This is a genomic window from Pseudomonas entomophila, assembly GCF_029478665.1.
GTDB classification, from domain to species: Bacteria; Pseudomonadota; Gammaproteobacteria; order Pseudomonadales; family Pseudomonadaceae; genus Aquipseudomonas; species Aquipseudomonas entomophila_F.
The window spans coordinates 69,891-82,640 of the sequence record NZ_JARPQB010000047.1 but is presented as its reverse complement, the minus strand read 5'-3'; the positions used below and the strand labels follow the sequence as shown (position 1 = coordinate 82,640).

The following is a 12,750-nucleotide window of genomic DNA, read 5'->3' as shown; positions in this document are numbered from 1 at the left end:
CCCTGCGTTCTTAAACTCGCACGTCCTCGACCGCCGTCGCCGCCCCACCCTCACTGGCATACAGGGCAAACACCCCCTCGATGGACTCGGTCACCCGCGCCATCTGCTGCGCGCTGTAGCGATCGGTGCGGTAGGTGACCACCAGCCGTAGTACGCGCTGGCCATCGATCATGTTGTCCATGATCTCGAACTGGATGCCGAACATCGACTCATTCTTCTCCGGGTCGATCTGCCGGTAACGAATGGTCCCCGCCTCGGGCGTGACCAGGGCGCCATTCAAGGCGTTGTTGGCGTGGATCTGCACGTACACGTCGAACAGCAACCCGTCCGCCGGAGCCATGCCCAAAGCCTGCTGGATATGCTCCATCGGCACGTCGGCATAGGCCATGGAGTCGTTGATCAGGCGGCTGACGCCCTCGATCAGCGCACCCACGTTCTGGCGTGGTTCGAACTGCACGCGGTGCGCCACCATGGTGGTGAAGTAGCCGACCGTCTCGTAGTAAGCCGGGTCGGTACGCCCCGAGGCCGAAGTGCCGATCACCAGGTCGGAGAGGTTGCCGACCTTGTGCAGGGCCAGGGCGATGGCGGTGTAGATCACCCCGAACAGCGACGAGTCGTTCTGCCGGGCGAAGCCGTGCAGGAAGTCGACCATGGCCTGGTCGGGCTTGATCTCGAACCACTGCGCGCGGGTGGACGCCTCGGCCACGACCGCGCTGCCCTGCTCACCGATGGCCGGCAGGGCCAGGCCACGCGTGGCATCACGCAGCATATCGGTCCAGTAGGCCAGGTGTTGCTGGTTGATGCCGCGCGCCAGCTCCTTCACCGCGTACTGATGGAACGACGGCACGGCCGCTTCCCAGCGTGGCAGCTGGTCCTGGGCGCGTGCGAGGTAGGCGCGGGCCAGGTCTTCCATCATCACGTTGAGCGACCACTCATCGATGGCCATGTGGTTGACCAGCAACGACAGCGACTGCTGCTGGCTGTGCGGATCACGGAAGAAGCGCACGCGCATCGGCAGCTCACGGGACAGGTCGAAACGATGCCCGGCCTCGCTGGCCAGGTTCGCCCCGGCACTTTCACGGCTGGACCAGAACCACTGGTACTGGCCCAGCTGGTTGACCGGCACCAACTGCTGCCAGGCTTCGTCGCCTTCGAAATGGAAGGTGGTGCGCAGGCTGGCGTGGCGCTTCACCAGGTCGGAAAACGCCTGCTCGAACACCGCCTCGTCGACCGGGTCGAGGAAGGTCATGGCGAACGGCAGGTTGAAGATGGTGCCGAACTCGAACGCGGCGTAGGCACGCCCAAGGGACGCCTGGGCCAGGGCGAACGGTGCTCGTTGCACATCGTCTTGCTGGGCGGTAGCCGCGCCCCCCTTGTGCCCTTGCACCTGTGCACGCGCGGCCAGCGCGGCGGCGGTCGGCGCGCTGAAGAAGTCGTTGAAGCGCACCTCGATACCATGGTTGCTCGACAGCTTGCCGATGATCCGCGTGGCCAGCAGCGAGTGGCCGCCCAGGTCGAAGAAGTCGTCCTGCGCCGTCATGTTCGCCACGCCCAGGGCACGGCGGAACTCGTCGAGAATGAGCCCGGCGACGTCAGCGTCGTTGCCCTCTGGCACAGCGGCCGCCACGGCGTCGGGGTGATCGCCTGCCGCCTGGCGCTGCAGCCAAGGCAGGTGTGGCGCACCGACCGGACGCCCGGCGTAGGCGTCCATGGTCAAGCGGTAGAGATCGTCCTCGCGGCAGGTCTGGTCGAGCACCTGGTGCAACACGAAGGCCAGGATCGGCGCCTGCCCGCCACGGATGACCAGCGCCGTCAGCGGCGCCTGGCTTTCGGCGTCCCAGGGCTGCGCCTGCAAGGCCAGCAGCCGCTCGCTGGCTTGCGCATCGGTGGTAACGGTCAGTTCACCGATGCAAGCCTGCGGGTCACTGTCGTGAACCTTTTGCACCTCACCGTCGTCATTGAAGCGGTAGCGGGCATTGAGCGCCGGCAGGCTGGCGACCACGGTGGCGATCGCCCCTTGCAGCCTGGCCAGGTCGATATCCTCGCCCAGCCGCCATGCACTGAAGTGCTTGAGCACCCGCTCGGGAAATTGCTGCTGCAGCAGCCAGGCATGTTCTTCGAATTCGCTGACAGGTCGCTGGGACTGCGCGCCTGAATTGAGTTCCATCATGGAATTGCTCCGCCTTGTCAAACAGTACAACCCGTATTCGGGCAGACAGACCGATCCTCGGTCCTGGAGTCGCGCCCGGCGATGCCGGGCACTGGATCAACGGCGTCAGGCTGCGTTGCATGTGCCTGATCAACACCGTATGCTTTCGATGCTAATCGTAGTAATTATCATTAGTCAAAAATCTGTTTGCTCGTGCGGTATTGGAGAAGTTCGTGGACAAGGGATCGTTCGCACTCCGACAACAACTGGAACAGTTGTATGTCGACCATCATGGCTGGCTGTGCAACCTGCTGCGGCGCAAGCTGGGCAATGCCTGCGACGCCGCCGACCTGGCCCACGACATCTGCCTCCTCCTGCTGAACAAGGGCTGCGTGCCTGCGGCGCAGGACTGCCGCCGCTACCTGGCGCAGATCGCCAATGGCAAGGTGATCGACCTGTACCGGCGGCGCCAGCTCGAGGCCCGCTACCTCGACGAACTCATGCAGCGTGACGAAGCCCTGGCCCCTTCCGAGGAGGTCCGCGCCCTGGCCCTGGAGGCACTGGTCGCGGTCGATGCCGCCTTGCAACGCCAATCCGCCAACAGCCGCCAGGCGCTGTTGCTGCACAAGCTCAACGGCATGGCCCACCGCGATATCGCCGCTGAGCTGAAGGTGTCGGTGTCGTCGGTCGAGAAGTACATCGCCTCGGCCTTGCGCAGTTGCTCACCGTTTTCGCCAGCGCTGTTGAATGAATCGCATTGAGGGGTTTTCGCGGTCGTTCGGAATACATATATGCACGCGCTGTTCGCTCCTACCGAGAGCAGCGCCGAACCTGTAGGAGCCGGCTTGCCGGCGAACAGCAGCCACAGCAAGAGTCAAGTTTGCTTCCATAGGAGATGGAATGAGCGCCAACGATGCGAGCAAGGAGCACACCGTCGCCAATCCGGTGTCCGAGGTACTGCGGCCGATCCGCGGGCGGTTGATCGTCGCCGGCACCCTGGCGGCGGTCGGCACGATGTTCACCCTGGTGCCCCTGGCCGGGGTCGCCCATATTGGCCAGTTGGCGCTGGGCCAGGGCGACAGCGTCGCGCCCTGGGCGCAGATCCAGGCCAGCGTCTGGCAAGTGCTGGGCCTCAGCCTCGGCGCCCTGTTCGTCGGCATGCTCCTGATCTCCCTGGGCGAGACCTTCGCCCACCTGGCCGACAACCGGATCACCCGCCAGCTGCGCCTGGCCATCACCCAGCGCCTGGCCAGGGTGCCGCTGGGCTGGTTCACCAGCCGCGCCTCGGGCGAGGTCAAGCAGGCGATGCAGGACGATGTGAACACCCTGCACAGCCTCACCGCGCACTACTACACCACCCTCGGCCGCACCTGGGGCGCGGTGGTGGCCACGGTGCTCTACCTGTTCGCCATGGACTGGCGCATGGCGATCGTCTCGCTGCTGCCGTTCCCGCTGTTCTTCCTGTTCGTGTCCAGGGCCACCAAGGCCAGCGGCGCCAACATGCAAGCGTTCGGCGCGCACATGGGGCGCATCAACAACGCGGTGGTCGAGTTCGTCAACGGCATCCCGGTGGTCAAGGCCTTCGGTATCGAGGGCAAGGCCCACGGCAGCTACCGCGAGGCGATCGATGGTTTCGCCGCGGCCTTCACCGACTTCACCCGGCCCTTGGTCAGCGCCATGGCCAACGCCCATGCGCTGGTCACCCCGGTGGCGGTGCTGGGCGTGGTGCTGGCCTTCGGCACCCTGTTCACCTACCTGGGCTGGATTCACCCGGTGGACATCCTGCCATTCGCCCTGGTGGCGCCAGGCATGTGCGCGCCACTGCTGTTGATGAGCTACATCACCCACGACCTGCATGCCGCCACCAGCGCGGCGCAACGGGTGGACGGCCTGCTGCGCACGCCGCTGCTGGACGCCCCGGCGCACGATGGCCGGACGCTGGCGAAAGACGCCGAGATTCGCTTCGAACACCTGGGCTACAGCTATGACGGCGACACCGCGGTGCTCGACGACATCAGCCTCACCCTAGAACCCGGTACCGTCACCGCCATTGTCGGCGCCTCAGGGGCCGGCAAGTCGACCCTGGCGCGCCTGCTGCTGCGCTTCTTCGACCCCACCCACGGGCGCATCACCCTCGGTGGCGTCGACCTGCGCCAGCTCGACACCGCCCAGTTGTACCGGCATATCGGTTTCGTCCTGCAGGAGGTGCGCCTGATCCATGCCAGCCTGCGCGACAACATCGCCCTGGGCCGGCCCTCGGCCACTCAGGCAGAGATCGAACAGGCGGCGCGCACCGCCAATATCCACCAGCGCATCCTTGCCCTGCCCCGCGGCTACGACTCGGTGGTCGGTGAGGACGTGCAGCTCTCCGGCGGCGAACTGCAGCGGGTAAGCATCGCCCGCGCCGTGCTGCTCGACCCGGCGGTGCTGGTACTGGACGAGGCCACCGCCGCTGCCGATGCCGAGAACGAGGTGCAGATCCAGCAGGCACTGTCGCGCTTCGCCTACCAGCGCACCCTGCTGGTCATCGCCCACCGCCTGGACACGGTGATGCACGCCGACCAGATCATCGTGCTCGACAACGGCCGCATCCTCGAGCAGGGCGACCACGCGCAGTTGCTCGCGCGCAACGGTCACTACGCCCGCCTGTGGACGCTGGGCGGCTACCAACAGACCAAGGAACAGGAGCAGGCGCCATGCTGAAGACCCTGATCGAACTGCTCGGCGATGACGCCCCGGTGCTGCATCGCTATCTCGTCAAGGCGCTGGTCTACGGGCTGCTGTGCGGGTTGACCATTCTCAGCGTGCTGCCGGTGCTCGGCCACTTGCTGGCAGGCGACGTGCCGGGTGCCACGCGCTGGTTGGGCGTGCTGCTGATCGCCTCGCTGGCGTGCTGGGCGCTGCGCCGTGTGGTCGAAAAGGCCGGCATCCGCGTCGGCGTTGCCGTGCTCCAGGGTGGCCGGCATCGCCTCGGCGACCACGTCGCGCAGCTGCCGGTCGGCTGGTTCGACGCCCAGAACACCGCGCGCCTGAACCATGTCACCGCGCAAGGCATGATGACCGTGGCGCAGTTGCCGGCCCATGTCTTCACGCCGTTGATTACCGGGGTGATCACGCCGTTCGTGGTAGTGGTGGCACTGTTCGTCCTGAACCTGCAGGTGGGCCTGATCGCCCTGCTCACCCTGCCCTTGCTGTTCGGCCTGTTCGCGCTGACCGCGCGCGTCGGCCAGCGCGCCGACGAACGCTTCCACGCCGACACCGCGCGCACCAGCCAGCGCATGGTCGAGTTCGCCCAGGCCCAGTCGGTGCTGCGCGCCTTCAATGGCGCCGACGGCGGCACACGTTTTCTCGAACAGGCCATCGCCCGCCAGCAGCAGTCGGCCAAGCGCCTGATTCAGGTTTCGGCGATGTCGGTGGTGTTCAACACCTGGACGGTGCAGGCCGCGTTCGCCGCCCTGCTGGTCGGCTGCGTGGCGTGGCTGGGCGAACTGTGGGGCGCCGGCTTGCCGGCCAGCGCGTTGATTCCGGTGGTCCTGGCACTGTTGCTGGTCAGTCGCTTCATCGACCCGCTGCTGGAAGTGGCCAGCTACAGCGAGGTGTTGCGCGGCGCGCGCAGCCAGCTGGGGGTGCTGCGCGAGCTGTTCGCGGTCAAGCCGTTGCCACAGGCGCAGCAGCCGACCGCGCCAGGCCATGCCGGGGTCGAGCTGGACGGGGTGAGCTTCCGCTACAGCGACGACCAGCCTGAGGTGCTGCGTCAGGTCAGCTTGACGATCGCCCCGGGCAGCATGACGGCGCTGGTCGGTGCCTCCGGTTCGGGCAAGACCACCCTGGTGCGGTTGATCGCGCGCTTTTTCGATGTCACCCAGGGCAGCCTCAAGGTCGGCGGCGTGGATGTGCGGCAGATGTCCGCCGGACAACTGGCGGCGCAGATCAGCCAGATCTTCCAGGACGCCTATCTGTTCCAGGGCAGCATCGCCGACAACATCCGCATCGGCAAAGCCGACGCCACCGACGCCGAGGTGCTCGAGGCGGCGCGCGCGGCGGGCGTGCTGGAGATCATCGAACGCCTGCCGCAAGGCCTGGAAACGCCGGTCGGCGAAGGTGGCGCGCGGCTGTCCGGCGGCGAGCGCCAGCGCATCTCCATCGCCCGGGCGCTGATCAAGGACGCGCCGATCCTGCTGGTGGACGAAGCCACCGCGGCACTGGATGTGGAGAACCAGGCGGCGATCGCCGAAGCGCTGGCGCGCCTGCGCGGCAAACGCACGCTGATCGTGATCGCCCACCAGCTGTCGACGGTGGCCATGGCCGACCACATCGTGGTGCTCGACAACGGCCGCATCGCCGAGCAGGGCACGCCCGCGCAACTGAGCGAAACACCCGGCCTGTACGCGCACTTCCTGGCCCAGCGCCGTGCGGCCAAGGGTTGGCGCATCGCCGCGGAGCCGGTCAGCGAGGGCACTGCTTGAAGCGCATTGCCTCGCTTGTCCTGTTGTTCGTGGTGCTGTGCGGCCTGTCGCTGATGGTCGGGGTCAAGCAGGTGGCCTGGAGCGACCTGCTGAACGTCTCCGAGGATGCCTGGCTGACCTTGACCGCCAGCCGCCTGCCACGCCTGGCCGCCCTGGTGCTGACCGGCGTGGGGCTGGCGGTGTGCGGGGTGATCCTGCAGCAGATCGTGCGCAACCGCTTCGTCGAGCCGGGCACCTCCGGTGGCCTGGACGCAGCCAAGCTGGGCATCCTGGTGGCCCTGACCACCCTGCCGGCCGCCGGCACCTTCACCAAGATGAGCGTCGCCCTGGTGTTCTGCTTCGCCTGCAGCCTGCTGTACGTGGCGATCATCCGCCGCATCCGCTTCAAGAACACCGTGCTGGTGCCGGTGATCGGCCTGATGTACGGCAGCGTGCTCAGCGCCATCGCCGAGTTCTACGCGTTCCAGCACAACGTCCTGCAGAGCATGCAGGGCTGGCTGCTGGGGGACTTTTCCAAGATCGTCCAGGGCAACTACGAAATCATCTACCTGATCCTGCCCATCGTGGCGCTGGCCTACCTGTTCGCCCAGCGCTTCACCGTGCTGGGCATGGGTGAAGGCATGGCCAGCAGCCTGGGCCTGAACTACGCCGCCAACACCGCGCTGGGCCTGCTGCTGGTGGCGCTGACGGTGTCCGCCACGGTGATCACCGTGGGCGCCATCCCCTTCGTCGGACTGGTGATCCCCAACCTGGTGGCGATCTATTACGGCGAGAACCTGCAACGCACCCTGCCCATCGTCGCCCTGTGCGGCGCCTCGCTGCTGCTGGCCTGCGATATCGTCGGGCGCTTGCTGATCTACCCCTTCGAGGTGCCCATCGGCATGACCGCCGGCAGCGTGGGCGGCGTGTTGTTCCTCGTGCTGCTGATGAGGAGCAAGCCATGAGCGACACGCTGATCCGCCGTGGCCTGTGGCTGCTGGTGCTGGCGCTGGCGCTGGGCTTCCTGCTGCTGGGTTCCGGCTTCGACTTTGCCTGGGTGATCCCCAGGCGCCTCACCCGCCTGGCGGCCATGGGCGTGGCCGGGGTCTGCGTGGCGTATGCCTCGGTGGTGTTCCAGACGCTCACCGGCAACCGCATCCTCACCCCCGCGGTGATGGGCTATGAAGCCATCTACCTGCTGTTCCAGGCGCTGCTGATCCTGGTCCTCGGCACCCAGAGCCTGGTGCTGCTGGGGCGCGGCGGCAACATGGCGCTGTCGATCCTGCTGATGCTGCTGTACTCCTGGCTGATCCACCGCTGGCTGTTCCGTGATGGGCGCAACAACGTCTACCTGCTGCTGTTGCTGGGGTTGGTGCTGAGCATGGTGATCACCACCTTCACCCAGTTCATCCAGCTGAAGATAAGCCCCGGCGAGTTTTCCATCTTCCAGGGCTTCAACTATGCCTCGTTCAACAAGGCCCAGCCGGCGCAGGTGATGGTGGCGGCCGCGCTGGTGGCGGCCGTGGGCCTGGTTGCCTGGCGTACCCTGCCGGTGCTTGATGTGCTGGCGTTGGGTCGTGACCAGGCGATCTCCCTCGGGGTCGACCATCAGCGCAGCGTGCGCCTGCAACTGGCGTTGATCGCGCTCCTGGTGGCGCTGTCCACCAGCCTGGTCGGGCCGACCGCGTTCATGGGCGTGTTCGTCGCCAACATCACCTACACCCTGGCCCGCACCCACCGCCACCGGGTCACGCTGCCCATGGCAAGCGCCATCGCCATTGCCCTGTTCATCGTCGCCCAGTACCTGGTCGAGCAACTGTTCAACTACAACACCTCCGTCAGCATCCTGATCAACCTGGTCTGTGGCGTGTACTTCCTCGCGCTGATGGTTCGCACACGAGGCACCGCATGATCTCCCTCAGCCACGTCCACAAGTCCTATGGCGACAAGCCGATCCTGCGCGATGTCAGCGTGCGCTTTCCCCAGGGCAAGGTGACCTCGTTGATCGGCCCCAACGGCGCCGGCAAGACCACCCTGCTGATGCTGATCGCCCGCTTGCAGACCGCCACCCGCGGTGAGCTGAGCATCGGCGGGCGCGATATCGCGTCGATCGCCATCCGTGACTATGCCAAACGCGTGGCCACCCTGCGCCAGGCCCCGGACTTCAACCTGCGCCTGACCGTCGAAGAGTTGGTGGCCTTCGGTCGCTTCCCCTACAGCCGCGGCAACCTCACCACGCAAGACCACCAAGCCATCGACGAGGCCATCGCCTTCCTGTCGCTGGAAGCCCTGCGCCAGTCCTACATCGACGAGCTCAGCGGTGGCCAGCGGCAGATGGCGTTCCTGGCCATGACCATCGCCCAGCAGACCGACTACCTGCTGCTCGACGAGCCGCTGAACAACCTCGACATGAAGCACGCCGTGCTGATCATGCGCGCCCTGCGCCGGCTGTGCGACGAGCAGGGGCGCACGGTGATCCTGGTGGTCCACGACATCAATTTCGCCGCCAACTATTCCGACTACATCGTCGCCATGAAGCGCGGCGCCGTGCACTGCCAGGGCTCGGTGGCCGAGGTGGTCAACGAGCGGCGCCTGGGCGAGCTGTTCGACCTGGACTTCGAGATCCTGCGCAGCGAGCGGGGTTTCGTCTGCAACTACTTCAATCCATCGCCATCAAGGGAACTGACATGACCAACGCCCGCGGAAAACGGATCACCGCCACCCTGCTCGCCTTCGCCCTCGCCACCGCGCTACAGGGTTGCGACAAACCCACGGCGCAGGCGCCCACGCAGGCGCAAGCCTCCACGGCGCCCTACCAGCCCGTGAGCATCGAGCACCCGCTGGGCACCACGGTGATCGACAAGCTGCCCCAGCGCGTGGTGGCGTTCGACATGAGCGAGCTGGACAGCCTCGACCAGCTCGGTGCGCCGGTGGCGGGCATCGCCAAGGACTACGTGGCCAGCTTCCTGAGCAAGTACCGCGACGACCCGGCCGTGGCCGACGTCGGCACCACCATCCAGCCCAACCTCGAACGCCTGCACGCGCTCAAGCCCGACCTGATCCTGATCTCGCCGCTGCAGGCGCAGAACTATGCCGAACTGAGCCAGATCGCACCGACCGTGTACGACGATGTCGACCTCAACAACAAGCACGGCAACTTCATCGACGCGGCCAAGCAGCACCTCACCACCCTGGGGCGCATTTTCGGCAAGGAAGCGCTGGCCCAGCAGAAGGTGGCGCAGATGGAGGCCAAGGTCGAGCAGACCCGCAAGGTGACCGAAGGGCGCCCGGAGAAAGCCCTGATCGTGCTGCATAACAATGGTGCCTTCACCTCCTACGGCGTGAAGTCGCGCTACGGTTTCGTCTTCGACACCCTGGGGGTGAAGCCGGCCAGCAGCGATATCGAGGCAGGTCTTCACGGCCAGCCGATCTCCAACGAGTTCATCCAGCAGGCCGACCCGGACATTCTCTATGTCATTGACCGCACCGCGGTGATGGAGCGCCGCCCTGCGCTCGACCTGAAGACCCTGGACAACCCCCTGCTGCGCAAGACCAAGGCCTGGAACAGCGGCCGGGTGGTCTTCGTCGATGCGCAGACCTGGTACCTGTGCACCGCCAGCGTGACTTGCCTGGACCGTATGGCGGATGAAGTGATGCAGGGCTACCGCGGCTGAGGCCTTTTGTAGGAGCCGGCCTTGCCGGCGAACCAGGCAACGCGGTGCATGGCACCGGCCATGCCGGTGTTCGCCGGCAAAGCCGGCTCCTACAAGGGATGCGCGCCCCACGGCGGCGCAATAAATAAAAATGATTATCATTGAGGTATTCACGCTTTGGTTCGGAAACCCTAGTGAATGCCTTCACTACCCTCCGAATCGAAAGGAAGCCAGCATGTCGGAACGTTGTACTTCACGACGCCTCACCCCTGTCGCGCCGCAGTTCTCCCTGAACCGCACCTGCGTCGCCGTGCACATGGCCCTGCTGTTGGGCCTGGGCGGCGCCCCGCTGGCAGCGACGGCGGCCGAGGCCGGCAAGCCGGCCAGCCTGGAGCTGGACGAAACCCGCATCGAAAGCAGCACTGACAGCCCCGACAACCTGCCACCCGCCTATGCCGGCGGCCAGGTCGCCACGGGCGGGCGCGTCGGCCTGCTGGGCAACAAGGATTTCATGGAGACCCCGTTCAGCACCGTCAGCTACACCGACACCTATATCCAGGACCGCCAGGCCAAGGACATCACCGACGTGATCGCCGCCACCGACCCGTCGGTGTTCAACAACGGCCTGAAGGGCACCTTCAGCGAGAACTACTCGATCCGCGGCTTCCAGACCAGCGTCAGCGACATGACCGTCGACGGCCTGTTCGGCATGGCGCCCTACTACCGCGCCTCGCCCGAGATGTACGAGCGCATCGAAGTGCTCAAGGGCCCGTCGGCGCTGCTCAACGGCATGCCGCCCGGCGGCTCGGTGGGCGGTATCGTCAACCTGATCCCCAAGCGCGCCGGCGACACACCACTGACCCGCCTGACCGCCACCTACGAGTCCGACGCGCAGTTCGGCGGCCATGTCGACGTGGGCCGGCGCTTCGGTGAGGGCAACCAGTTCGGCGTGCGCTTCAACGGCGTGTACCGCGACGGCGACACCAGCACCGAGGACCAGTCCAAGCGCAACGTGCTGTCGTCCCTGGCCCTGGACTGGCGCGGCGAACGCGCCAAGCTGTCGGTCGACCTGTTCGACGCCGACGACCATATCCGCGGCCAGAACCGTGGCCTGGGCCTGGCACCCGGCGTGGCGGTGCCCAGGCCACCGAAGTCCGACACCCTGCTCAACCCCGACTGGGCCTATGTCGAGACCAAGGACAAGGGGGTGATCCTGCGCGGCGAGTATGAGCTGACCGACCAGTTGCTGGCCTACGGCGCCATCGGCACCAGCAAGACCGACTACAAGTACAGCGGCGCCATGGTCGCCACGGTGATCAACAACGCCGGCGATCTCAGCACCTCCATGGGCCAGCTGAAGATGGAGATCGAGAAGACTTCCGCCGAGGTGGGCCTGCGTGGCCACTTCGACACCTTCGCCATCAACCACCAGTGGTCGGTGAACGCGACCGAGTACAGCGACGAGCAGAAGGACTACGGGCGTCGTTCGGTGCCAGGTGGCAACTGGGTGACCAACATCTATCACCCGGTGTGGGGGCCGAAGGCGCCGCAGGCCTTCCCGCAGATCACCCACATCGAGAACGACCTGAAGAGCTACGGCATCGCCGACACGATGTCGGTGTTCGACGGCCGCCTGCAACTGACCGCCGGCGTGCGTCGCCAGGAAGTGGTCACCGACACCTACAACGTTGCCACCGGCGTGCGCAACAAACCCGGCTACGACACCCATGCCACCACCCCGGCCGGCGCGATCCTGTTCAAGGTGACCGACGAGCTGTCGCTCTACGCCAACTACATCGAAGGCCTGAGCAAGGGCACCATCGCCCCGGTGACCGCCGCCAACGCCGGCCAGGTGTTCGCGCCGTTCAAGTCCAAGCAGAAGGAAATCGGCCTGAAGCTGGACCTCGGTACCTTCAGCCACACCCTGGCGCTGTACGAGATCAAGCGCCCGAACAGCTACACCGACCCGGCCACCAACGTCTATTCGTTCGGCGGCGAGCAGCGCAACCGCGGCGTCGAGTGGACCTTCTTCGGCGCCCCGCTGCCGGACGTGCGCCTGATGGGCGGCGTGGCCTATGTCGACCCCGAGGTGACCAAGACCGCGGGCGGTGTCAACGAAGGCAAGACCGCCACCGCGTTCCCCAAGCTGCAGGGCAAGCTGGGCATGGAATGGGACACCCCGGCGGTGGAAGGGCTGACCTTGACGGGTAATGTGACGTCGCTGTCCAAGCAGTACATCAGTGCCGACAACAGCCTGTCGATCCCCGGCTACACGATCTTCGACGTGGGCGCCCGCTATGCCATGCAGATCGCCAGCAAGCCGGTGACCTTCCGCGCCAACATCTCCAACCTGACCGACAAGGACTACTGGGGCGTGCCGCTGACCGCCAGCCTGGGGCTGGGGGCACCGCGCACCTACGAGCTGTCCGCCACCGTGGACTTCTGAAGCGCCATCCCCACGGCGCGCCTGAGGCGCGCCGACTTTGTCACCCGCCATTTCCTA

Annotated in this window: 9 protein-coding genes; 8 read left to right on the top strand and 1 reads right to left on the bottom strand. The window is 66.2% G+C overall.

Going from position 1 to position 12,750, the window contains the following annotated elements; translation table 11 throughout:
• Positions 1–10: 10 nt before the first annotated feature.
• A complete protein-coding gene (locus tag P5705_RS21130) occupies positions 11–2,170 on the bottom strand; it encodes a condensation domain-containing protein (RefSeq protein ID WP_277462853.1) in 2,160 nt (719 codons plus the stop codon).
• Between the two features lie 212 nt (positions 2,171–2,382).
• Between P5705_RS21130 and P5705_RS21125 the strand changes: the two genes are divergently transcribed.
• The 8 genes from P5705_RS21125 (at position 2,383) to P5705_RS21090 (ending at position 12,693) form a co-directional block, all read left to right on the top strand.
• The gene (locus P5705_RS21125) at positions 2,383–2,910 is read left to right on the top strand and encodes a sigma-70 family RNA polymerase sigma factor (protein ID WP_277462852.1); all 528 of its coding nucleotides are present in this window, start codon (positions 2,383–2,385) and stop codon (positions 2,908–2,910) included.
• Positions 2,911–3,049: 139 nt separating this feature from the next.
• Positions 3,050–4,852 (top strand): ABC transporter ATP-binding protein, encoded by a 1,803-nt coding sequence (locus P5705_RS21120; protein WP_277462851.1) that lies wholly within the window; start codon positions 3,050–3,052, stop codon positions 4,850–4,852.
• The gene (locus tag P5705_RS21115; RefSeq protein ID WP_277462850.1) at positions 4,846–6,615 is read left to right on the top strand and encodes an ABC transporter ATP-binding protein; all 1,770 of its coding nucleotides are present in this window, start codon (positions 4,846–4,848) and stop codon (positions 6,613–6,615) included. The genes P5705_RS21120 and P5705_RS21115 overlap by 7 nt, the downstream gene beginning before the upstream one ends.
• Positions 6,612–7,559 (top strand): ABC transporter permease, encoded by a 948-nt coding sequence (locus P5705_RS21110; RefSeq protein WP_277462849.1) that lies wholly within the window; start codon positions 6,612–6,614, stop codon positions 7,557–7,559. Before P5705_RS21115 ends, P5705_RS21110 begins: the two co-directional genes overlap by 4 nt.
• Positions 7,556–8,506, top strand: a complete 951-nt coding sequence (locus P5705_RS21105) for an iron chelate uptake ABC transporter family permease subunit (protein WP_277462848.1) — start codon at positions 7,556–7,558, stop codon at positions 8,504–8,506. Before P5705_RS21110 ends, P5705_RS21105 begins: the two co-directional genes overlap by 4 nt.
• Entirely contained in the window at positions 8,503–9,285 is a 783-nt protein-coding gene (locus P5705_RS21100) for an iron ABC transporter ATP-binding protein (RefSeq protein ID WP_277462847.1), read from the top strand. Before P5705_RS21105 ends, P5705_RS21100 begins: the two co-directional genes overlap by 4 nt.
• The gene (locus P5705_RS21095; RefSeq protein ID WP_277462846.1) at positions 9,282–10,268 is read left to right on the top strand and encodes a siderophore ABC transporter substrate-binding protein; all 987 of its coding nucleotides are present in this window, start codon (positions 9,282–9,284) and stop codon (positions 10,266–10,268) included. The genes P5705_RS21100 and P5705_RS21095 overlap by 4 nt, the downstream gene beginning before the upstream one ends.
• Before the next feature lie 214 nt (positions 10,269–10,482).
• Positions 10,483–12,693, top strand: coding sequence for a TonB-dependent receptor (locus P5705_RS21090; RefSeq protein WP_277462845.1), 2,211 nt, complete (start codon positions 10,483–10,485; stop codon positions 12,691–12,693).
• Positions 12,694–12,750 lie beyond the last annotated feature (57 nt).